This window comes from Spartinivicinus ruber (assembly GCF_011009015.1).
GTDB lineage: Bacteria > Pseudomonadota > Gammaproteobacteria > Pseudomonadales > Zooshikellaceae > Spartinivicinus > Spartinivicinus ruber.
In genome coordinates this window covers 4,123,315-4,145,983 of sequence record NZ_CP048878.1, presented here as the reverse complement: position 1 = coordinate 4,145,983, position 22,669 = coordinate 4,123,315, and the positions used below count along the sequence as shown (strand labels likewise).

The window sequence follows — 22,669 nt, the reverse complement described above, 5'->3', positions numbered from 1 at the left end:
ACTAAAGAACTGTTTTTTTATTGGGTTAATACTAACGTGTTGGAATGTAGTTAATGTCAGTATTTTTTAAGATAGAGCTAATATAGCCATGGGAAGGCTGTTTTAAAGAATTTAATAATAATAAAACTTAAAAAATCACCCAGATAAATTAACAGGTGAGGAGTTGTCTTATGCCTTCAATGGATCACCTGAATGGCTCTGGCCATTTAAGTCAGCTGGATGACAACACAAATCGTATTATAGAAGAGGGGCTGCCTGTTGGTAATCATCGTGGGCGGCGGTTTAGTTTATCTTTAGCATCTACTACTTCAGTAGAGCAGCGGCAAATGGCTGGGCTGTTTCAATGTAGTGTAAGTACCCCTGCTAAGTTACCAAAGTGTTCTACTCAGTTGCTACAAAACCAAGACCCGTTTCGGTGGATAGATAATCAAGGTCAGTTTTCTCGTCAGGAAACACAGCACTTATTGCAGGTGTTACAAGGTAATGGTCAATTATCAGTACTTAAACAACAACAGCAATTGCATGATGTGTTTAAGCAGTTGCAGTCTTTACACATGCTATTAGCAGAAAAAAAGGATGCTCAGTTAACTGTGGCTGAGGTGGAAAGCCTTCAACAGACATTAGAAAATTTATCTCAACTATTGCCAAAAAGTGAGCTTAAAGAATTAGCGCAATTATTGGCAGTTCAGGTGAGAGTGAAAGGGCTGCTAATCGCCAGAGAAGCGTTAAAAGCGCAAATGCATCAGCAACTAAAGCGATTTGAGCAACCAGGTAATTACTCTCAGGTGAATTTATCGTTGCAACTGACGGCGGGAGCGGGGCTGTTTGGTCTTGAATTGTTAAAAGGAAAAATTGGCATTGATGCTGGTTTGTATGTAGAAGCGGATGATGATACGGGGATTTTGGAGTTTCGTACTGGTGGTTTGCAGCTGGGGGTGACTGCAGGCGAAACGAAAATTATGCAGGCATCCGGCGATTTTAAAGTAACTAAAGGGGTAATTTATAATGATGACTCTTTAGATGATTTTATTGAGCGCCATATGGATAATTTGATGGGCGCACTGTTTACGGCTGGGGCAGGCAAAAACGTTAAACATCTGAAGGGGTGGCAGGAAAATCGTCAGTTTGCTGCTCTACAACAACAAGCTCTGACAGGACAACATCGGTTGAATAATTTGTTGTTAAAACATGGGGTAGCCAGCCAAGTGGAAAGTCAGGTTGCACAGCCAAAAGCTATTCCTTTACGCATTCCTATTATTAAAAAACAGTTTGATGCTAGTTTGCAGTTGTTTCATCGGGTATTTCAGGGCACTTATTCTCGTATTAGCTACAAAGGCGATGCGCATAAACGTGAAAAACTGCTAGACAGTTTAAAAGATGATAGTAGTCGTATTCATCGATTTAAGCATGAATATTATATGCCGAGTATTAATCGACTTGCGGAAGTTAATCAAAAATTAAATACTGAAAATAGTGATACATTAAAACCCGCTTTACCTGATCGCACTAAACAGGTTATTGATGAACTTTCGGCAGAATTTGAGCATTATAGCCAAATCGTCCAGTTCTGTGATTATGGAAAAAAACATCCTAACGAAATTAATAAGCAGGAATTAAAACAGGCGCGTCAAATTAAGGCTTCACTGGAAGCTGCGCGTGGTTGTAAAGGGCGGGGAGAGTTTATCAAAGCGATAGTTGTTGCCTATGCTGCGCTTCAACAAGTTTATCAAGCCAGTGCCTCTGGTACCCAAAATGCTCAGCATGCAGCAAGCTTTGCTCACTTTGAAAATCGTTTAAAGCGGCCACTATTTCATGTATCTGATAAAACATTTTTTGAAAAATTAAGCTTTAAAGCAAGTGGTGAGTTTAAGCGTAATTATCAAGCTGGTACTTTAACTATTTCATTGCCGGCTGAACATGCTTCCTTAGGAATTAATGTTAATTATTTTAATACTATTAAACACCCTAATTACTATCGACAAGGGGAGTTTTTAGAGTTTAATGTTAATTTAAAAGGCCAGCTTGGGTTAACTGATCTCATTAATTTATTGGCTTCTGAGCGAGCAGCATTTAATGGGTTAAATAGCATTTTTCAGGCAAATGGCAGTGATGCTAGTGTTTCTGCAGAAGAAATTGCCAAGCAAGTCAATGATACACTAATTTTTGCTGGTGATATTGGGTTGGAAGCGGGTGCCAGTGTCAGTATCCGTTTAAGACGTTCTGAAAATAAAAAGTGGGCCTTGCAATTTGTTCGGTTAGCTAGTCAGTCTGGTATTAATCTTTCAGGAGGTGTTTCTGCACCTGTGGCGGCTGGTATTGAAGCGGGCGGTAAAGTTAAAGTCAATGCTAGTCAAAATACCGTTCGTCGTGAGTGGTTAGGGAGTAATACCTTAAGCTATATTTTACCTATTTTTAATACTTTACAAAGCTCTAACCAAGCCAGTCGCTGGGATGCGTTTATTCAGCGCCATCAGTCTGTATTTGGCGAAATCTTTAGTAATATTGCAACCAGTAATACTACTATTCATCAAGAAGTACATAGCTTATTGGAGCAGATTGGTAAAGATGATTTGAGTAGTTGTTTTGCAAAAGCCATTACTGATTATAAACAGCAGCCTACCCAGGTTAATTTTCAGTTAGCTAAAGAAGTATTTAATGAATTTTTATTTGAGCAGCGAGGAGTGTATAAAGCTAACAGTAAACCGCAGTGGACTGATAAAACAGCCGATATATGATATATCTCGAAAGCTGTATTTAATTATTGGTTAAATGGGGTTAGGAATAATAGCGCTAGTGCTGGCCGAGGATGTAAAAGAAGGTGTAAATCGTCATGTTTTATACCTTCTTTACATTTTTTTGCAAGTAAAAGCAGAGTTTAAAAATGCACTGATTGATGCTTGCATCTGTATACATCAGCTATAACAGATGTTGGCTTAGAACTTCTGGTCGAAATAATTTTCGTTATATGGTAACGGTTGCCACCCATCATGTAGCTTTGGTTTGCCAGCTCAGGTTCAATATTGTCTGGGTGTGTTTTAGGTACGGTGTAAGTCCCTAATACTTTACAAAGGTTATTTTCAATTTCTGCAAAAGAAATTGCGCGTACTGCGTGAGCCCCAGGTATTAGAGTAGTGCGGGAGTTATTATTAATCGTTGCCGTTGGGGAGTTTGTGGTTGCTGCTCCAGTAGTCAGATCACAGCTATATAGCTCTGCTACAACCCCTGTTGGTCTGGACTTATTCTTGGACAGAACTTTGGAAATAAAGTAACGATTGCCTCCTTTTTGGTAAGCAACATTTTTCAGTTCACGAGTAACATTGTTAGGGTGTGCTTTAGTAATGGTGTGAGTACCGACAAAGTTACATTCTGATTTTCTAGCGACTTCTAAAGGTGACATAGCCTTAATGCTTTTTGCCTCAGGGTAAACGGCAATCTTTCGTGTTCCACACCCAGCTAAAACAGTGCTAGCAATAACAGTAAATAGTATCGTTTTTTTCAAAGTTAACATCCTGCCTACAAAACAAGTTATCTCTAAGCAAAGCATATTACTATTAATTAACCAATTAATAAATAACCAACATACAAAAGTTTCTGGACAGTGGCTGTTGTATTTTATGGTGTATACCTTCTGATAATAAGTTTTAATATTAGGGGTAACTTATTGTAACAAGTAGGTATTATTACCTATTTGCAAATGATTACTGTCCTATCACTTAATGTATTTTTAGTGTTGTTTTTTAATGGATTTTTGAAGAGTAAGGATAGCCCGCTCAAAGCATTTTATATTTTTCTCATATACATTCAATGACTGGAAGTAGTCTATATGGTCAGCTTTTACTGCTGTATCGGTTTACTTTTAGTCTGTTTTGTTAATGCTTGGGTAATCTAAATAGCTTTGTTAGAATCGCTGCGTTTTGCAATTGACTAGTGCGGGGCCATTGAGGTTGTGAGTTTAATTTGGGTCGATTGGCTAATTATTGGCATTATTACTATTTCCAGTTTATTAAGTATCCGCCGGGGCTTTTTTCAAGAAGCCATCTCAATGTTGGCTTGGCTGGCAGCGATCATTGTCGCTTGGGTTTTTGGCGGCAGCTTATCATTACTGTTTGTTGATTATATTGCGACAACTTCAGTGCGGGTGGTGTTGGCATGTATTGTATTATTTTTAGCTACTTTATTGTTGGGTGCTATTGTCAGTAAGCTGTTTGGTGAGCTAGTGAAAGCAACAGGTTTCACTGGCACAGATCGATTCTTAGGAATGATACTTGGGGCTGGGCGAGGAGCTCTTTGTGTCGTGTTACTGGTTGGCGTAGCAAGCTTATTACCTGTACAGAAAGACAATTGGTGGCAGCAATCACAGTTAATTCCCTACTTTTTAACGGTAGCTGATTGGTCTCGGCATCATTTAATGGAGCTAATTGCTCCCTACATTAATAGTAAAACACAATGAGATTCCTGAAAAACACCTGTATTGGCCTACAATACAGGTGTTTTTCTTTGTGCGTAAGCAAACTAAAATGGGTCTAACAAGAAGGCTCAGTAACACTAAAAGTCTGGAATGAGGTAGCTTCATGTGTGGGATTGTCGGAATTGCGGCAAAGTCGAATGTTAATCAGGCCCTCTACGATGCATTAACGGTGTTACAGCATCGAGGCCAGGATGCAGCTGGCATTGTCACCTGTGCAGATACACGGTTTTACCTGAGAAAAGATAATGGCCTGGTGCGAGATGTCTTTAGAACCCGCCACATGCAGAGGCTGATTGGTAATATGGGAATTGGCCATATCCGATACCCAACAGCCGGTAGTTCCAGTTCAGCTGAAGCACAGCCGTTTTATGTTAATTCGCCTTACGGAATTACTTTGGCGCATAATGGCAACTTAACTAACGTTGATAAAATTAAAGAAGATTTATTCAAAGCCGACCTGCGCCATATTAATACTAATTCTGACTCTGAAGTGCTGCTTAATGTCTTTGCCCATGAACTCCATGCGTTAAAACAACTGAAACCTTCACCGGAACATATTTTTCAGGCCATCAGTAAGGTCCATCAACGTTGCGAGGGTGGTTATGCAGTGATTGCGATGTTGGTTGGTTACGGTATAGTCGGGTTTCGTGACCCTAATGGAATTCGTCCAATGGTGTTTGGTGAGCGGCAAACTAAAGCGGGTATGGAATATATGATTGCCTCTGAAAGTGTTGCCCTTGATGCGCTAGGCTATAAAGTTGTTCGTGATGTAGCCCCAGGAGAAGCTGTTTTTATTGATGCTGATGGGCAGCTGCATACCCAGCAATGTGCACCAGCATCTAAGTTACAGCCTTGTGTGTTTGAGTTTGTTTATTTTGCCCGACCAGATTCCATTATTGATGGTAGCTCTGTTTATAAAGCCCGGCTAAAAATGGGCGAAAAGCTGGCAGATAAAATTCTACAGGAACGACCAGATCATGACATTGATGTGGTGATTCCAATCCCTGACACCAGTCGTACATCGGCATTGCAGTTAGCCAATCGACTAGGGGTAAAATTTAGAGAAGGCTTTATCAAAAACCGCTACATTGGTCGTACTTTTATCATGCCAGGGCAAAAGGAGCGGAAAAAATCAGTTAAACAAAAACTGAATGCCATTGACTTGGAGTTTCGCGGTAAAAACGTAATGCTGGTAGATGACTCGATAGTACGGGGCACTACTTGTAAGCAAATCATTGAAATGGCAAGAGAGGCAGGGGCAAAAAAAGTCTATTTTGCTTCAGCGGCACCTGCGGTACGTTATCCCAATGTTTATGGTATTGATATGCCAACGGCCAGTGAATTAATTGCCCATGGTCGTACTGACCAAGAAGTGGGAGCCTTAATTGGTGCAGACTGGTTGGTTTATCAGGATTTAAAAGACTTGATCGGATCTGTCACAGAAGGATGTAAAACCAAGTTTGATGGCTTTGAGTGTTCAGTATTTGATGGTAAATATATCACTGGTAATATAGATCAGGCTTATCTTGACCGGATAGAGCATGCCCGCAGTGATGCGGCTAAGACAGCTCAAACAAAGGCCGACAATGCCATTATTGACCTGCATAATGACGAGTAATTGATAATGTCCGAACAAATTTTTGATAGTGACTGGTATGGTTCAGACCTATCGGAAGCTGCGTTTGAAACCTTGGCAGTAAGAGCTGGGCAGCGTCGAACACCAGAGACAGAGCATTCAGAACCTATTTTTACGACGTCGAGTTATGTATTTAAAAATGCTGCTGATGCTGCTGCACGATTTGCCGGGGATGTGCCTGGTAATGTGTACTCCCGTTATACCAATCCCACAGTAAGAACGTTTGAAGAGCGGATTGCAGCACTGGAAAAAGGCGAGCAAGCAGTGGGCGCTGCTTCTGGAATGGCAGCGATTTTATCCACTTGCATGGCACTACTAAAAGCAGGGGATCATGTTGTCTGCTCTCGTAGTGTATTTGGCACCACGACCAATATTTTTGATAAAGTGTTGCGCAAGTTTGGCATTGATACAACGTTTGTTGACATAGTTAATCTTGAGTCATGGCAAGCAGCCATTAAGCCAAACACTAAAATGCTTTTTTTAGAAACACCTTCTAACCCACTTAGCGAAACAGCAGATATTCGGCAGTTGGCCGATTTAGCTCATCAACATGATGCACTGCTAGTGGTGGATAACTGTTTTTGTACTCCAGCATTGCAGCAGCCCCTTACTTTAGGAGCTGATGTGGTGGTGCACTCTGCCACTAAATTTTTAGATGGCCAAGGCCGTTGCGTGGGTGGTGTAGCAGTTGGTCGCAGTGAATTGATGAATGAAGTGCTGGGTGTTATTCGTACCGCTGGTCCTTGCATGAGTCCTTTTAATGCTTGGGTGTTTTTAAAAGGTCTGGAAACCCTGTCACTTCGGATGGAGCGTCATTGTTCAAATGCGCTGGCATTGGCTGAATGGTTAGTCCAGCAACCAGGGATTGAAAAAGTGCATTATGCTGGGCTAAAAAACCATCCACAGCATGCGCTGGCTAAACAGCAACAAAAAGCCTTTGGTGGTGTATTGTCGTTTGAAGTCTCAGGGGGTAAAGCAGAAGCCTGGCAGTTTATCGATGCCACCAAAATGGTATCAATAACGGCTAATTTAGGGGATGCCAAAACCACCATTACTCATCCAGCTACTACCACTCATTGCCGGTTATCTCCAGAAGATAGAGTAAATGCTGGCATAAAAGACTCATTAATTCGTGTTGCTGTAGGACTAGAAGCGATTGACGATTTAAAGGCAGATATGGCACGTGGGTTAGCAGCGATTAATAAATAAATCGATAAAGCATTTATCTTTAAAAAGCCAGAAGTAGTGGAAAGCTTCTGGCTTTTTAATTATCTACGGCATATTAAGAGTTTCCACAATTCCCAGGCTGACAGGCTACAACTGTCGACTGTTCTTTAGTAAGCGTCTTTTTATCAATCAGTGCCATATAGGCTTGAGTTAGACTGCTATCTGTAAACTTTTCAGCTGCGGCTTTAGCAGCTGTTTCAGATTGCCAATAATTGATGCCTATCCACTCCTCAGTAATATGGTTAAAACTTAATGATCGATATAGGAAACCAGGTTGCTGTTGAATAAACAGTTGTAGATTTTGGTTGGCTGTTTCCAAATCAGCTTGGCTGGCTCCTGTATTTAATTTAAAGCGGAATATTTCGATAGACTCGGACATGTTTGTTGCTCCTATTTTGACTATGAAGTCGGATCTACTAAAGTGAGATTACGCATATCACTCGTTTATTAGGTCATACTTGAGTGAGGGTGATATGTTAAAAGGGAGCTCCTGACAGCATTCTGTCAGCAGGAGTAAGCTGACCAAGTAAAAAATAATAAACAACACAGCAATAGGATAAGATGGTCATGAATCGTCTACAGGGATTAGTAGGGGACTGGGGGATAATTGTTGCATTGGTTTTTCTAATTTTCATGTCAGTAGAGTCATCGGAAAGCAATGGCGTGTTGACTGAGGAAGAGGTAACAGCAAATGTGGCATCAGAAGCGACTTTTACTCCTGTTTTGATGCCAAGAGCAAAAGCCTGTCCTTCTAATAAAGGTAGTGTGGATCGTTATTGGACGCTTACAGATAAATTAGGTCGTGAAGTCTATTGGCAGGGCTTTAATGTATCTGGCAGTGTTAAATTGGCAGAAACAGGCTTTAAACCTTTTAAAAATATTGCAGATGCACGACAAACATTTCAGCAAATTAAACAACGTACTGGCGCTAATTTAGTGCGCTTTACCCTCGCTTGGGAGGGGGTACAACCTGCTCCTAATTATATTGATTACCAGTATTTAGCGGATATTACAGCGCAAATAAAAGAGGCGATTAAGCAGAAACTTTATGTAGTGCTGGATTATCATCAGGATTTATTTAGCCGACATCTGTTTAACCAAAAGTCATGGCATACTGGTAATGGAGCGCCAGCTTGGGTCGTGCCAGATGAAGACTATCCACCAGAGTATTGTGGGCCTGTATGCTTCAGTTGGAGCCAGCATAATATTACTGATAAGGCTGTAAGGTTGGCTTTTCGCCGGTTTTGGGCGAATACCTCCGTAGACACCACAGCAGGGCCTATACGTATCCAGGATGCATTTCTAGCGCAACTAGCAGCCACTTTGGAATACCTTGATGCGCAGTTAACCACTGACGAACTGTCGTATATATTGGGTATAGATCCTTTTAATGAGCCGGTTGATGGGGGAATGGAGGGCCTTTCCCCTAAAGAATGGGATAATCAGGTGTTATGGCCATTTTATCAGCGAGTTCGACAAGTGTTGAATGATGTCGGTTGGCAACAACAGTATGTGTATGCTGAACCATTGGTATTTTGGAATACCAATGCTGGCATCGTACAACCAACAGGCGGTCAACATTTAAATCAACCACCAGGAAAAGGCTTCATCTTTAACAGTCATTATTATGATGCAGCACGGATGAGTTGGCGGTTGCGCTGGGCCAAGTCAGGCAGTTATTTGGCAGAATTTGACCAGATAAGACAGGAGGCGAGTTTTTTACAGCTACCGGCTTTCGTAAGTGAATTTGGTATGTGGCTTAACGGAGAGGGTAGTAAAGACCCTATTCGAATGTTAAAAAGTCAGCGTCAGGCGATGAGCCTATCCCAATTAGCTGAGGATAAACGACCTGCGTTTTGTTCCCCTTATATCTCTGCTACCCAATGGCATTGGGATATCTACTATAACAACCATCATGAATACCAAAATAGCAATCCTGAGAAATTAATGACCCAATGGGATGCCTGGAATGAGGAAAACTTTTCGGTGGTATCTGATGATGGCAATACATTTAACTTGCCTGGGCCTTTGTTACAAAGAGCTTATCCCGAGCGTGTTGCTGGACAGTTATGGCATAGTTATTTCAATGATGCTGTTATAGATAAAAAAGGTAATTCGCTCAGCTGGGTTGGGATTAAGCCATTGGGTAGTGACACTATAAAGTGGCAGGATCAACCTTTTTTTTGGGCAACTTGGCAGGGAGAGGAAAGAGGGGATAGCTGGTTTTACTTACCAAGCGAGTTGGTTAAGAATGACTTTATAGTATTGACGGATCAGTATTTAGTAAGATCAGATCAATTACTTGACCAACAAACAGCGGACATCCAATGGATACCAGCAACAAAAGGCCCCTTAAATACAGGAGGGCGCTTGGTAGTTAGTAGCCATCAAGAAACAAATCATTTTGTCTTGGTCATACCTAATCAAAACAATAATAATGAAGTCATTAATTGGTCAATGCTTCAACAGCAACTTAATACGACAATTGCTAACCAATTAAGCCCCCTGATTTTGCTACAATAAAAAGTTATTTTTTGGAACTTGTTTATGGAGCCGTGGTCGGTTTACTACACTTGTTGTTTTGAATTAGGCATTTTATAAATATGCAACAGTTAATAGAAGCTTGTATTACAGAAATTCAAAAAGCACTGATTGGTAAAGAACAGCAAATTCGCTTGTCATTATGTTGCTTATTTAGTGGTGGCCATTTACTGATAGAAGACTTGCCGGGAATGGGAAAAACCACCTTTGCTCATGCTTTAGCACAGGTTATGGGGTTTAGTTATAGCCGGGTGCAATTCACCAGTGACTTACTACCAGCCGATATCCTGGGGGTGTCGGTGTTTGAGAAAAAGTCTGGGCAGTTTGTGTTTCATCAAGGGCCTATTTTTGCTCAAGTTGTGTTAGCGGATGAAATTAATCGCGCTACGCCAAAAAGTCAGAGTGCGTTGTTGGAGGCAATGGAAGAACGGCAGGTGTCGATTGAGGGGGAAACCCGCCAGCTACCAGAACCATTTTTTGTGATTGCCACTCAAAACCCAATGTCCCAGGCGGGTACTTTCCCTTTACCTGAGTCCCAGTTGGATCGCTTTTTAATGCGAATTTCTTTGGGTTATCCCGATCCGGCGGCCGAACGTGACGTGTTATTAGGTAACAGTGGTCGGGTACAGTTGAGTAGAGTGAAGAATGTTATCGATGCTGACCAGCTAAAGCAAATTCAACAACAGGTGGCGGATGTAAAACCAGCAGAAGCAGTGCTGGATTATTTACAGCGTTTACTTACCCACACTCGCCAAAGTGAAGATTTTGCTTATGGTTTATCGCCTCGGGCTGGCTTAGCATTATTACGTTGTGCTCAAAGCTGGGCATATATGGCTGGCCGTGATTATTTGATTCCAGAAGATGTCCAAATGGTATTGCCTGCAGTAGTTGAGCATCGGCTACGAGAACACAGTGATATGCAAGGCCGAACTGGTGAAGCATTAGGGCAGAGGTTATTACAGGCTGTACCTGTGGTCGTTTGAAAGTAGCTAGAGACAGTTTTAATGAATATTGCAAAGCAATGGCAAACCTATCTAAGCACTTGGTTAAATCGACGTATACCACCTAGTCATCAAGTAACTTTAAATCAAAGACGGCTTTTTATCCTGCCTAGTCGTACCGGATGTATTTTGTTATTTGTGGTAGTGGCGATTTTTCTTGCGGGAGTTAACTATGAAAACAGTATGAGTTTTGCTGTTGCTTTTTTTCTGGTGAGTTTATTTGTAGTAGCAATATTACATACCTATAACAATTTAGCGGGTATGGAGATAATTGGCGTTAATGGGGGCTCTGCTCATGTTGGAGATGATGTGGGGTTTGAGTTAAAGCTTAAGGCTAATACGCCTAAAAAAGGCCATGAGTCGATACATTTATATTGGCCTCAGGGTATCCCGCAACTAGCGTCTATTGAGCCGGCAGGTGAAGTCAATGTAAAAGTATTTTTACCTGCCAAACAGCGGGGTTACTTTAAACCCGGTCGACTTTGCATTGAAAGTTATTATCCGCTGGGTTTGTTACGTTGCTGGACTTGGATAGACCTTTCTATCACTGCGCTAATTTATCCTCAACCGATTAAGTGTCACTTACCTTATTTTGAGTCAGCCAGTGTTGAAGGCCAAACCCTGGCTAAGGATGGTGTAGAAGATTTCGCTGGATTAAGAGATTATCACCCAGGTGATGGATTACGCCATATTGCGTGGAAGCAATATTCTAAAACCGATACCCTACTGACTAAAGATTTTTCTGCCTATACCGACCGGCGACGTTGGTTAGATTGGGATAATATTCCTGGGGCTGACCTAGAAATAAAACTATCACACCTTTGTTATTGGTGTATGCGCTGTGAGCAGTTTCAGGAAGACTACGGGTTACGTTTGCCTGGTATTACTATCGAGCCTGGACGTGGTCAACTGCATCTTCGCCGTTGTCTAACTGAGCTAGCCCTCTTTCAGGTGTAGTTTGTCATGAAGATTGGACATCAACAAATTCCCCGCTCTGGTCTTATATGGCTGTTGCTTACTCAAGCATTGGTTATTTTACCTCAATTAACCCGACTACCGATATGGGTGGTCATTGTCGCCATTATTTGTGCATTATGGCGAATCATGATTTTTCGTAGTCGTTGGTCTTATCCTAAATTATGGATAAAAATCCTTGTGGTCGGAGCAGCTGTTATTGGGACGTTACTCCATTATGGTACGATTGTGGGGTTAGAGGCAGGTGTTGCCTTATTAGTTACCACATTTTTATTAAAACTGCTGGAAATGAAAAACTTACGAGATGCCTATCTGGTAATTTTTCTTAGCTATTTTGTTGTGGTAACGGAGTTTCTATATTCACAAAGTATTTTAGTCGCTAGCTATATGCTATTTACATTGCTGGTGATTACCTCTGCTTTAGTAGGCTTGCATACTCCGCATTTAGGTTTTCAGCCTTGGAAAACCTTGAAAAAAGGTGTCGTACTAGTCGTTCAGTCAATACCTTTAATGGTATTGTTATTTTTGTTTGTACCGAGAATTAGCCCGCTGTGGCGGGTGGAATTTCCCCAAACTAATGCTAAAAGTGGTGTGAGCGAAACTATTAGTCCTGGTGATATTGCTAATTTAAGTAAGTCTGCTGGGCTGGCCTTTCGTGCAACGTTTAAAAGCGATATTCCACCAAGAGATTTATTGTATTGGCGTGGTTTGGTGATGAGTCATTTTGATGGTCGTCGTTGGACCCAAGGTAGTCGAGAATTAGGACAAGCCAGTAAACTATCAACCGATCTAACCCAATTAGAATCCCCTTTATTAAGCTGGCCTAATAAAAGAGCTAGCTGGGAACAACGCATGGAAAAAGTTGGGGACGTTTATGAATATGATGTGATCATTGAACCTACACAGCAACACTGGCTATTTAGTTTGGCTAACTCGGAAACCAATGATACCAATATTGCATTAGTTAGAGACTTTAGGTTGGTGGCTGCTCAGCCAATTACTCAACGTAAGCAATATAGTGTTACATCTTATCCTAATAGTCATCAAGATAAAGAATTACCTGTATGGCTAAAACGCCTGAATTTACAATTACCCCCGTTTGGTAATTCAGGCGCTCGAGCAATGGCTGTTCAGTTTTGGGAGGCCAGTGGCCATTCGGTGGAAAACTATATTGATAAAGTCTTAGCCCATTTTCGTCAGGAGCCTTATTTTTATACATTAAAGCCACCTTTATTGGGGCGTGATAGTGTTGATGAATTTTTAATAAATAGTAAAAAAGGCTTTTGTGCCCACTATGCCAGTGCATTTGTGTTTTTAATGCGGGCAGCAGGTATTCCGTCACGAATGGTGGCGGGTTATCAGGGTGGAGAAATTAATGAGGTAGGAAATTATGTGCAGGTCAGACACTTTGATGCTCATGCCTGGTCTGAAGTATGGATGCCTAAAAGGGGATGGGTGAGGGTGGATCCAACGGCAGCAGTGGCTCCAGAGCGAGTAGAAGATGGTTTAGAAGCAGCCGTTGCTGAAGAAGGTAGCTTTTTAGCTGAAAGCCCACTATCGCCATTAAGGTTTCGTAATGTACCCTTTTTAAATAATGCACGGATGCAATGGGAGTTATTAGAGCATCAGTGGCAGCGTTGGGTTCTCAATTATGATCAGGCTGCTCAACTGAAATTATTTGAGCGTTGGTTTGGGGATAAAAATTGGTATGTTATCGTTTTTACCATTGCGGGTAGTATGTTTGCGTTAATCGGGTTGTTAGCATTGTGGATTATCTGGCGACAACGCCCACAAGCCAAAGACCCAGCCAGTCAATGTTATTTGGTTTTTTGCAAGCGTATGGAAAAGCATGGGTTAATACGAAAAATCGACGAACCACCTCTTACATTTTTAGTTCGCATCCAACAGTTGCAACCAAAACTTTCAGTAAAAGCTACTATGATAACAGAACTCTATGTAAAATTAATGTATCAGTCAGCGGTATTATCAGCACAAGAGCGTAAAGAACAGCTAGCGCAAATGAGAAGTGTGGTAAAAAGCTTGCGTTAATTGCAGTAATGCTGAGAAACAGCAATAAAAAGAACAATTGATATTTTATCCGAATATGATTAATTTCATTTGCCCAGGCAATAATGCCACCAGTCAGATTAACCGGTTTTTTAAAACCATGCTGCAACAGTAATTCACAGATTATAGCGGAGCGACCACCAATATTTGTTCCTGTCAGGAGTAAAATCCATTAAGCTGAGTATAATAGGCATTAACCTTTTATTTCATTTACTTCGAAATAGCAGAAATCTTCCGTACAATTCTGTATAAAGTGTTAGTGTAAACGTTTAATTGGCTACAAATATTGAGTTAATAGTAGTACTGTCTTTATACGGTTTTCATCTATGAGCATCTATATCATTTCTGTAGGTGCTTTTAATGGTAAAGATCGCTAAAATAGCTTTAATTGTTTTTTAATTTGAGTATTAGATGATATGAACTGGGTTGAATATCAACAGGAGTTTGATCATTGTAATCAATTAATGATAATTTGTATTAATAATTTGGTGGTAGATGATTGGCTTAAGGTTATTAAATTTTTTAGCCTGACAAAAGCTGAGCTGCATTTATTTAAAAAAGGAAAACTAGTAATGCTTCCTAATAGTATTGCTGGTTTGACTTTATTGTTAGAGGCTGGGGATGATTGTTTATTATCGATTGATTTAGGAAAGGTTCAGCTTTTTGGTATTTTGAAACGATGGACAATGCTTACGTTGCTCTTTAAATCATCACAAATAGATTGTGAAGCTAATGCAAAAGTAGTCTTTCGGGTAATGACAACGTTAGGGCGGCAGCTTAATAAGCCCGTGATACTTGTTACGGAGCAAAATAGAGCCAGGCCCATATTTTACTATTTACCCGGACAGGGGCTTACTTATTTGTCTTTAACTCACCAAGGCAATAATAATCAACAGTCAACTGATTAAACGCTAGGGTATATAAATTATATCGTCTCACTCCGCTATTCATTTTATTATACCTTTAGGGGAGTGTTAGTATTTTATACAAATAATAATATATATTGAGTATTCTTTTGAGGCCTGTAAAGGAGCTTATGTTTTGTATGAATTTAAAGTGATGCTAAATTTCTAGTGATACCTTACAGCTGTTTTCTTTTGCTGACCAGCAACCTATTAATTTATAAAGCTATTTTGGAGTTAAGTGAAGAAAAAAATAGTGTGTATTTTGTCATTTAATTGTAGTAATTAGTTCATTGATCGTTGTTAATTATCCTTGTAGTCGTTTTTGGCTAGCCCTTTGCTCCTTGTCTTGTAAATTGCCTCAAAGCTTTTTCGCTGAATAATTAATTAGCCACTAAGTATGGCAGGGAGTAGAGAAATGAATGATATTATTCGCTTTTATGAGCCTATCCAGCCTTATGGGTTTTTATCTAATTTTGCTGAATATCCCATTATTGTAGATGGAGTTGAGTGGCGTACCAGTGAGCACTACTATCAAGCCGCTAAGTTTATGGCCAGAGACATTACGTCACAAATTTATCATGCAGCTACACCCGCTGAAGCATTTGCATTAAGTCGAGAGTTTTCCAGTCAGCTAAGAAGTGATTGGGCCGAAATTAAAGACAGTGTTATGTTGAGAGCATTGCGTTGTAAGTTTTCTCAGCATCATCAATTGGCGCATTGGCTGGTTGCAACAGGTAATAAAAGACTGATTGAACATTCATCTAAAGATAGTTATTGGGGGGATGGTGGGGATGACAGTGGTCTTAATCGGCTGGGAGAACTGTTGATGCAGATTCGTCAGGAGTTGACTACTCAATTACCTCATCAGCTGGTTCATTATGTGGAGTCTGCTCAGTTGCCCATGGATATGGGGGTTTTTACGATGCATGGGTTTATTGAGCAGCGGACTGGTAAAGAGCATGTAGCGTTAAGTTATGGGAATATTGATACCAGTAAACCTGTGTTGATCCGATTGCATTCAGAATGTTTAACTGGTGATGCTTTATTCAGCTTGCGTTGTGATTGTGGTTTTCAATTGAATAAAGCCTTAAAAAATATTGTAGATCACGGGAGTGGGGTACTACTTTATTTGAGACAAGAAGGTCGAGGTATTGGCCTTCTTAATAAAATTAAGGCTTATAATTTACAAGATGCTGGTGCTGATACGGTAGAAGCGAATGAAAAGTTGGGGTTTGATGTTGATATGCGACGTTATGATTTTTGTAGAGGGATTTTGCATTATTTTGGGATTAATGAAGTAAAACTGATGACCAATAATCCACGTAAAGTTAATGCATTAACAAGAGAGGGAATTAATGTAGTGGAAAGGGTTCCACTAAGAGAAGGGCGTAATCCATATAATAATAACTATTTAAATATTAAAGCGAGGAAGTTGGGACATATGTTGGATGAAATCATATAAAAGATTTGTACTGGAAAAATTTTTAAATAAAAACCGGCTTAAACGCCGGTTTTTATTTATCCGGCAAAGCCGGCATGGGTAGAAGAACTGACCTTAAGCAGAGGCTTTATCAGACGCAATAATCTGATTAGCAGCTTGTTGGAAAGATTCTATTTCATTAAAGTTCATATAGCGATAAATATCATTAGCCATGCTGTTAATATTTTTCGCATATTCCATGTACTCCGCAACGGTAGGCAATTTACCTAATACTGAGGCAACTGCTGCAAGCTCTGCTGAGGCTAAGTAAACGTTGGCTCCATCCCCTAAACGATTAGGGAAATTTCGAGTTGAGGTGGAAACCACTGTGGCACCAGGAGCTACCCGTGCTTGGTTACCCATACATAAAGAGCAACCTGGCATTTCAGTACGTGCACCTGCACGTCCATAAATATTGTAATAGCCTTCCTCCATTAACTGGTGCTCATCCATTTTAGTAGGAGGTGCAATCCACAACCGAGTGGCCATTTGGCCTTTCATTTGATCCAGTAATTTTCCGGCTGCACGATAATGACCAATGTTGGTCATACAAGAACCGATAAATACTTCGTCAATTTTATCACCAGCAACATCCGACAACAGTTTTACATCATCCGGATCGTTAGGGCAGGCTAAAATAGGTTCTTTAACTTCGTTTAAGTCAATATCAATGATAGCAGCGTATTCGGCATCAGTGTCTGCTTCCATTAGTTCAGGGTTTTCTAACCAGGTTTCCATAGCCTGAGCACGACGCTCCAGGGTTCTGGCATCTCCATAGCCCTCAGCAATCATCCAACGTAATAAAGTGATGTTGGAGGTTAGATATTCAATAATCGGCTCTTTATCCAATTTGATGGTACACCCCGCAGCAGAGCGTTCTGCAGAAGCATCGGATAACTCAAAAGCTTGCTCAACTTTTAGGTCAGGCAAGCCTTCAATTTCTAAAATACGACCGGAGAAAATATTTTTCTTACCTTTTTTCTCAACGGTTAACAGTCCTTGCTGGATACCATAGTAAGGAATGGCATTGACCAAGTCGCGTAACGTCACCCCAGGTTGCATTTTTCCTTTAAAGCGAACCAACACTGATTCAGGCATATCCAGCGGCATTACTCCAGTTGCAGCAGCAAAAGCCACTAAACCTGAGCCAGCAGGGAAGGAAATACCAATGGGGAAGCGGGTATGAGAGTCACCACCGGTGCCAACAGTATCAGGCATTAACATTCTGTTTAACCAGGAGTGGATAATGCCATCTCCAGGGCGTAATGAAACACCGCCGCGGTTTTTAATAAAGTCTGGCAACGTGTGTTGGGTATCGATATCGACTGGTTTTGGATAAGCAGCAGTATGACAGAAGGACTGCATGACCAAGTCAGCAGAAAAACCTAAGCAGGCTAAGTCTTTAAGCTCATCTCGAGTCATTGGCCCGGTCGTATCTTGAGAACCGACGGTTGTCATTTTAGGTTCGCAGTATTGGCCAGGCCTAACCCCAGTTACGCCGCAAGCGCGACCCACCATTTTTTGCGCTAAGGTATAACCTTTACCTGTTTCAGTGGCATCAGCAGGGCGTTTAAATACACCAGATGGCTCAAGGTTTAAAAACTCACGGGCTTTATCAGTTAGCCCTCGACCAATAATTAAAGGAATACGACCACCGGCGCGTACTTCATCAAGAATAACGTCAGTTTTTAAGGTAAATTCACTGATCACTTCATCGGTGCCGTGCTTTGTTATCTTGCCTTTATAGGGGTAAATGTCTATTACATCGCCCATATTCAAACTGGATACATCACATTCAACGGGTAATGCTCCAGCATCTTCCATAGTGTTAAAGAAAATCGGGGCAATTTTTCCACCTAATACAAAACCGCCGTCTTTTTTATTAGGAATATAAGGAATCTCATCACCCATATACCAAAGTACGGAGTTAGTCGCTGATTTGCGCGATGAGCCAGTGCCTACCACATCACCTACATAGGCAACAGGGTGCCCTTTTGCTTTTAGCTGTTCAATCGTTTCAAGTGGATTATCCTCTAATCCTGGACGCGGATTTTTCAGCATTGCTAGGGCATGTAAAGGAATATCAGGGCGAGACCAAGCATCAGGAGCGGGAGATAAGTCGTCAGTATTGGTTTCTCCAGGCACCTTGAATACCGTCAAAGTGACTTTTTCAGGCAAAGCGGCTTTATTGGTAAACCATTCAGCATTGGCCCAAGATTGCATGACTTTTTGCGCATTGGCGTTACCAGCATTATATTTGTCGGCTACATCATGGAACGCATCAAACATTAATAATGTATGCGACAGTTGTTCTGCTGCTAACTCACCCAAGCTGTCGTGATCAAGTAATTCCACTAAGGTAGCTATATTATAACCACCTAACATGGTGCCTAATAATTTAGTGGCATGGGCGGTATCAAGCAGTGGGGAGTAGGCTTCTTCTTTGACGATGGCAGACAAAAAACCTGCTTTCACATATGCTGCTTCGTCTACACCGGCAGGGACTCGGTTAGTGATTAAGTCAAGTAGAAAGTCTTCTTCACCAGCAGGTGGGTTTTTAAGTAATTCGATTAAACTGGAAACTTGTTCAGCATTGAGAGGTTTAGGCACAATACCTTGTGCGGCGCGTTCTTCTACGTGTTGGCGATAGGCTTCAAGCACTGTAATACCCTCATCAGTTAGGCCTGCCTGGTACCATTGACCGGCAGATCATTAGTCACGGTTGTTTAGAGGCTTATGGGGTTTCGAGGTGTAAGTAATGAAGTCGACAATTAAAATTTAAGAAGTTGCCTGTTGGTTGTAAGGCACTTGTAACCCATTACTTTTAATGAGTATACACTACACAGTAAAGACAGTAGTTTGTGTATGTTATGAAGTGGGATCCTCTAGCATGAGGCTTACGCAGTTAACTTTCTTTTCAATTGTTAACTCAATTATCAATTTAATTGCGAAAAGTATCTACGCCCTTTGCTGAGCCTCTTAACTCACCTGTTTTGCGGCTGGAGTATAACGCATTGGGCGTAGTAAAGTTAAGATAATCATAAAGCTTCTGTAGCCATAATCATTATTCACAAAAAAAATACTGGATTAATAATATGGCTGTTGATGGTTTTTGCTTACTTATAGATTGCTGTATAAGTGCTCTATTATTTGTTTTCTAATACGAACTCCATGCTATCCATGAATTGATTAGGCCTTAAGGTAAGAATATCGCAGTTGAGCTCATCAAGAAGGGATTCAGCTGTATTACCAATAACAGCAGCACTGATCCCCTTGCGAGCAACTGTGCCTAAAATAATCAATGGAGCATTTAACTTTTTGACCAAAGCTGGAACTAGGCTGGTGGCAGGGCCTTCTCCTATGTGCAGTTGCTCAGAAGGCATAGCAAACTTATCCAGATACTGTTGGCAACCTTGACGGTATTTATCCTCTAATAAAGCAGCGTTTTGTAACACAGGGTCAGGCGAAGACAGCATGGGAGGCGGATAAGCAGTCACAATATGGCAGGGACTGTCTATGAACCCAGCAATGGCTTGAGCATAATTTACTATTACATCATTTAATATTTGATGGGTGTCGTCATGAGGGTCAGCATCAATGGCTGCCACAATTGGCTGCTCACGCCAGCTTTCAGCTTGCTTTACGATTAGTACGGGTACTGTGGTATAGCGAAGTAGTTTCCAGTCAGTAGGAGTATTAATTAATCGTTTTACTTCATTTTCGTGAATGGCTTCTTTAATGATGAGCTGGCAGCGTTGAGCCTGTTGAAAGTGAATAACCGTTTCATGAAAAGATTCATGCCAGGCTTGATAAGCCATTGCTTGTAGCCCTTCCTGGGACAAGGTATTAACCTGAGCATTCAGCCAGTCATCCCACTGATCGTTAGGTCTTTTATTACAGGCGAGTAAGTGGATGGCGGCACCTGTCGCATGACCAATCAACTTTGCTCGTTGCAAAGAAAGAGAGCCGGCTGACTCAGGATTGACTACTACCAAGATTTGTTTAAGTGTTTCCATCTGGAGTCCTTGGCAAGTGATACAAACATCAAGAATAACTATCAAATAGTAAATAGCAATTTAAACGCCTGTTTGATATGGATCAAGCATAATTACAAAACAACATTAAAAATGCTTGGGTTCGGTGAAATACTCCAGCTTGGGGGTGTTGTTCTAGAATACTCACCCGTATAATGCCCTGCTTTTACCAGTAGTTTGTTATGAAACAGTTACCTGAGCTAAAAGACTTTTTATTATGTGAAACCCCCGATAGTTGGGTGTCTGCTGCCTTAAAGCATCCAGAGATTTTGTTGATTGATCATGCTCATTGCGAGAAAAAAGCAGCGGCTACTGCATTAAATTTGATGTTCCGCTATGTGGATAAAGTCGATTTGCTCAATAAAATGTCCCGGTTGGCTCGAGAAGAACTCAGGCATTTTGAGCAGGTTTTAGCGATAATGGTGAAACGAGGAGTCGAATATACCCATCTTAGCCCTGCTCGCTATGCTGCAGAATTACGTAAGCTGGTGAGAACTCATGAACCGGCTCGGTTAGTTGATACGCTGATTGTGGGTGCATTTATTGAAGCTCGTTCTTGTGAGCGGTTTGAAAAGTTAGCTCCTTACCTAGATGAGGAGCTGGCTAAGTTCTATCTCTCGTTATTGAAATCTGAAGCCAGGCATTTCCAGGATTATTTAACCCTTGCCATGGCGGCTATTGATGAGCCAATTGATGAGCGAGTGGCTTTATTTGCAGAAAAAGAGCAAGCGCTGGTATTGGCTTTAGACGATGAGTTTCGTTTTCATAGTGGGCCGCTAGAAGCTGCTACAGCTGAGTAATAAAAAGCTATTTATTAGCTGAGGGGTAAATTGCTTGCCTAATGCTACCTCAGCTAAAGCGAGATTTATGCTGTAGATACAGAATATCCAGTTTCACCATGCCTGCTAATTTTTGAAGTAGTCTTTTTGAGAGAGAAAGAGGTTTAGTTTTGAGTCTTACCGAATATATTTAAACTGATATAGGAAAAGAGTCCAGTTGATACTGGCCATCTTTCTGCCAACGCAACACCCAGCCATTTTTATCCCAGTCACCTAAGACAATCCGTTTGCCAGGTTTACCACTAAGTTCAGTTAAGTCATGAATGTTTGGACGGTGGGTATGACCATGAATCATGATATCAACCTGATGGCCAGCCATCACATGAAGAGCTTCTTCTGGTGTAACATCCATTATCTCTAGTGACTTTTGTTGTCCAGCAGTTTGACTTTGTTGACGAAGTTGTTGACCTAACGCAATACGTTCTGGAATGGTCATGGCAAGCAGCTTTTTGATCATTTCTGGGTGGCGGAATTGTTGTCGAAAAGCCATGTATTCAGAGTCTTTAGTGCAGAGGCTATCACCATGCATTAGCAATACCCGCTGGCCATATAGATCAACGACAGTTGGGTCATTCAACAGCTGACAGCCTGTAAGCAGGCAAAACTGTTTGCCAATTAAAAAGTCACGATTGCCGTGCATAAAGTAAACAGGAATCTGGTCGCTGACTTGCTTGAGGCTGGTTAAAATAGGTTGATGAGCAGGTTGAATAGCATCATCCCCCAGCCATACTTCAAAAAAGTCACCCAATATGTACAAGCTATCAATGCCCTGAGTTTGTTGGGCAAGGAACTGTAAAAACGCCCGAACAATTTCCGGGCGTTCTGCTTGTAAATGTAAATCAGAAATAAACAGTGTTGTCATTGTTAGTCGGTAATGATTTCAGCAGACTCGATAATGACATCTTCCCGAGGTACGTCCTGGTGAAAACCCGCTGAGCCGGTTGCAACCTCGCGAATTTTATTGACTACGTCCATGCCTTCAACTACTTCACCAAAAACAGCGTAACCCCAGCCATCAGGTGTTTTTGAGCGAAAATTAAGAAAATCATTATCAACAGTGTTAATGAAAAATTGTGCAGAAGCCGAGTGAGGGTCATTAGTGCGAGCCATCGCGACGGCTCCAGCTTTATTGGCAAGACCATTATCGGCTTCATTTTCAATAGGTTCGCGGGTTTCTTTTTGGTTCATGCCAGGTTCAAATCCGCCACCTTGGATCATGAAGTCTTTGATAACCCGGTGAAAGATAGTGCCATTATAGTGGCCACTTTTAACGTATTCTTCAAAGTTAGCTGCAGTTTTTGGCGCTTTTTCGTGGTTTAGTTCTAGTTTAATATCACCGAAGTTGGTGTGAAGAACGATCATTGTGAAGCCTTGCAATGGTTAAGGGTGAACGAAGAACTGTAGGGTTACTTAAATAATTAACCGGTTATCACAGTTCAGGTAAAGTCAGAAATGCAGTAATTACAACTGTGCAATATTTAATAATAGTGTAATTA

At 41.1% G+C, this 22,669-nt stretch carries 17 protein-coding genes and 1 pseudogene; 12 read left to right on the top strand and 6 right to left on the bottom strand.

Going from position 1 to position 22,669, the window contains the following annotated elements; translation table 11 throughout:
• Nucleotides 1-170: 170 nt before the first annotated feature.
• The gene (locus G4Y78_RS18775; RefSeq protein ID WP_163834481.1) at nucleotides 171-2,735 is read left to right on the top strand and encodes a hypothetical protein; all 2,565 of its coding nucleotides are present in this window, start codon (nucleotides 171-173) and stop codon (nucleotides 2,733-2,735) included.
• 140 nt (nucleotides 2,736-2,875) lie between these two features.
• Here the strand turns inward: G4Y78_RS18775 and G4Y78_RS18770 are convergent, their stop codons facing one another.
• Nucleotides 2,876-3,499 carry a hypothetical protein gene (locus G4Y78_RS18770; RefSeq protein ID WP_222937532.1) on the bottom strand — a complete coding sequence of 208 codons (624 nt, stop codon included), beginning with the start codon at nucleotides 3,497-3,499 and terminating at the stop codon, nucleotides 2,876-2,878.
• 447 nt (nucleotides 3,500-3,946) lie between these two features.
• Between G4Y78_RS18770 and G4Y78_RS18765 the strand changes: the two genes are divergently transcribed.
• From G4Y78_RS18765 to G4Y78_RS18755, 3 genes are all read left to right on the top strand, one after another.
• Nucleotides 3,947-4,450 (top strand): CvpA family protein, encoded by a 504-nt coding sequence (locus tag G4Y78_RS18765; RefSeq protein ID WP_163834479.1) that lies wholly within the window; start codon nucleotides 3,947-3,949, stop codon nucleotides 4,448-4,450.
• Nucleotides 4,451-4,571: 121 nt separating this feature from the next.
• Entirely contained in the window at nucleotides 4,572-6,086 is a 1,515-nt protein-coding gene (gene purF, locus G4Y78_RS18760; RefSeq protein WP_163834478.1) for an amidophosphoribosyltransferase, read from the top strand.
• Between the two features lie 6 nt (nucleotides 6,087-6,092).
• Nucleotides 6,093-7,313, top strand: coding sequence for an O-succinylhomoserine sulfhydrylase (locus tag G4Y78_RS18755; protein ID WP_163834477.1), 1,221 nt, complete (start codon nucleotides 6,093-6,095; stop codon nucleotides 7,311-7,313).
• A gap of 73 nt (nucleotides 7,314-7,386) precedes the next feature.
• On the opposite strand, the gene G4Y78_RS18750 is transcribed toward G4Y78_RS18755, so the two are convergent.
• Complete coding sequence (locus G4Y78_RS18750; RefSeq protein ID WP_163834476.1) at nucleotides 7,387-7,710, bottom strand: hypothetical protein; 324 nt, start codon at nucleotides 7,708-7,710, stop codon at nucleotides 7,387-7,389.
• A 188-nt stretch (nucleotides 7,711-7,898) separates the two neighbouring features.
• Between G4Y78_RS18750 and G4Y78_RS18745 the strand changes: the two genes are divergently transcribed.
• The 7 genes and pseudogenes from G4Y78_RS18745 to ribA all read left to right on the top strand — a co-directional run bounded on the left by G4Y78_RS18745 (nucleotide 7,899) and on the right by ribA (nucleotide 16,282).
• Nucleotides 7,899-9,854, top strand: coding sequence for a cellulase family glycosylhydrolase (locus G4Y78_RS18745; RefSeq protein WP_163834475.1), 1,956 nt, complete (start codon nucleotides 7,899-7,901; stop codon nucleotides 9,852-9,854).
• Nucleotides 9,855-9,934: 80 nt separating this feature from the next.
• A complete protein-coding gene (locus G4Y78_RS18740; protein ID WP_163834474.1) occupies nucleotides 9,935-10,855 on the top strand; it encodes an AAA family ATPase in 921 nt (306 codons plus the stop codon).
• A 21-nt stretch (nucleotides 10,856-10,876) separates the two neighbouring features.
• Nucleotides 10,877-11,830 (top strand): DUF58 domain-containing protein, encoded by a 954-nt coding sequence (locus tag G4Y78_RS18735; protein ID WP_163834473.1) that lies wholly within the window; start codon nucleotides 10,877-10,879, stop codon nucleotides 11,828-11,830.
• A gap of 6 nt (nucleotides 11,831-11,836) precedes the next feature.
• On the top strand, nucleotides 11,837-13,897 hold the full coding sequence (locus G4Y78_RS18730; protein WP_163834472.1) for a transglutaminase family protein: 2,061 nt from the start codon (nucleotides 11,837-11,839) through the stop codon (nucleotides 13,895-13,897).
• Between the two features lie 434 nt (nucleotides 13,898-14,331).
• Nucleotides 14,332-14,823, top strand: coding sequence for a hypothetical protein (locus G4Y78_RS18725; RefSeq protein ID WP_163834471.1), 492 nt, complete (start codon nucleotides 14,332-14,334; stop codon nucleotides 14,821-14,823).
• A gap of 394 nt (nucleotides 14,824-15,217) precedes the next feature.
• Nucleotides 15,218-15,655, top strand: a pseudogene (locus G4Y78_RS31125) (NADAR family protein); the annotation flags it as partial.
• Nucleotides 15,647-16,282, top strand: coding sequence for a GTP cyclohydrolase II (gene ribA / locus G4Y78_RS31120; protein ID WP_230425770.1), 636 nt, complete (start codon nucleotides 15,647-15,649; stop codon nucleotides 16,280-16,282). The pseudogene G4Y78_RS31125 and the gene ribA, both read left to right, overlap by 9 nt.
• Nucleotides 16,283-16,375: 93 nt before the next feature.
• On the opposite strand, the gene acnB is transcribed toward ribA, so the two are convergent.
• Nucleotides 16,376-18,961: a bifunctional aconitate hydratase 2/2-methylisocitrate dehydratase gene (gene acnB, locus G4Y78_RS18715; RefSeq protein WP_163834469.1), complete on the bottom strand. Its 2,586-nt coding sequence runs from the start codon at nucleotides 18,959-18,961 to the stop codon at nucleotides 16,376-16,378.
• 485 nt (nucleotides 18,962-19,446) lie between these two features.
• Nucleotides 19,447-20,316, bottom strand: coding sequence for a universal stress protein (locus G4Y78_RS18710; RefSeq protein WP_163834468.1), 870 nt, complete (start codon nucleotides 20,314-20,316; stop codon nucleotides 19,447-19,449).
• A gap of 200 nt (nucleotides 20,317-20,516) precedes the next feature.
• Here G4Y78_RS18710 and miaE point away from each other — a divergent pair, with 200 nt between their 5' ends.
• Nucleotides 20,517-21,134 (top strand): tRNA-(ms[2]io[6]A)-hydroxylase, encoded by a 618-nt coding sequence (gene miaE, locus G4Y78_RS18705; protein WP_163834467.1) that lies wholly within the window; start codon nucleotides 20,517-20,519, stop codon nucleotides 21,132-21,134.
• Nucleotides 21,135-21,303: 169 nt separating this feature from the next.
• On the opposite strand, the gene G4Y78_RS18700 is transcribed toward miaE, so the two are convergent.
• A complete protein-coding gene (locus tag G4Y78_RS18700; protein WP_163834466.1) occupies nucleotides 21,304-22,035 on the bottom strand; it encodes a UDP-2,3-diacylglucosamine diphosphatase in 732 nt (243 codons plus the stop codon).
• Nucleotides 22,036-22,037: 2 nt separating this feature from the next.
• Nucleotides 22,038-22,535 carry a peptidylprolyl isomerase gene (locus G4Y78_RS18695; RefSeq protein ID WP_163834465.1) on the bottom strand — a complete coding sequence of 166 codons (498 nt, stop codon included), beginning with the start codon at nucleotides 22,533-22,535 and terminating at the stop codon, nucleotides 22,038-22,040.
• Nucleotides 22,536-22,669 lie beyond the last annotated feature (134 nt).

Coding starts and splice junctions, on each gene's coding strand:
- purF (WP_163834478.1), top strand. CDS start 4,572: ATGTGTGGGATTGTCGGAATTGCGGCAAAGTCGAATGTTAATCAGGCC.
- G4Y78_RS18740 (WP_163834474.1), top strand. CDS start 9,935: ATGCAACAGTTAATAGAAGCTTGTATTACAGAAATTCAAAAAGCACTG.
- G4Y78_RS18745 (WP_163834475.1), top strand. CDS start 7,899: ATGAATCGTCTACAGGGATTAGTAGGGGACTGGGGGATAATTGTTGCA.
- G4Y78_RS18700 (WP_163834466.1), bottom strand. CDS start 22,035: ATGACAACACTGTTTATTTCTGATTTACATTTACAAGCAGAACGCCCG.
- G4Y78_RS18775 (WP_163834481.1), top strand. CDS start 171: ATGCCTTCAATGGATCACCTGAATGGCTCTGGCCATTTAAGTCAGCTG.
- ribA (WP_230425770.1), top strand. CDS start 15,647: ATGCAGATTCGTCAGGAGTTGACTACTCAATTACCTCATCAGCTGGTT.
- miaE (WP_163834467.1), top strand. CDS start 20,517: ATGAAACAGTTACCTGAGCTAAAAGACTTTTTATTATGTGAAACCCCC.
- G4Y78_RS18695 (WP_163834465.1), bottom strand. CDS start 22,535: ATGATCGTTCTTCACACCAACTTCGGTGATATTAAACTAGAACTAAAC.
- G4Y78_RS18735 (WP_163834473.1), top strand. CDS start 10,877: ATGAATATTGCAAAGCAATGGCAAACCTATCTAAGCACTTGGTTAAAT.
- G4Y78_RS18730 (WP_163834472.1), top strand. CDS start 11,837: ATGAAGATTGGACATCAACAAATTCCCCGCTCTGGTCTTATATGGCTG.
- G4Y78_RS18755 (WP_163834477.1), top strand. CDS start 6,093: ATGTCCGAACAAATTTTTGATAGTGACTGGTATGGTTCAGACCTATCG.
- G4Y78_RS18725 (WP_163834471.1), top strand. CDS start 14,332: ATGAACTGGGTTGAATATCAACAGGAGTTTGATCATTGTAATCAATTA.
- G4Y78_RS18750 (WP_163834476.1), bottom strand. CDS start 7,710: ATGTCCGAGTCTATCGAAATATTCCGCTTTAAATTAAATACAGGAGCC.
- G4Y78_RS18710 (WP_163834468.1), bottom strand. CDS start 20,316: ATGGAAACACTTAAACAAATCTTGGTAGTAGTCAATCCTGAGTCAGCC.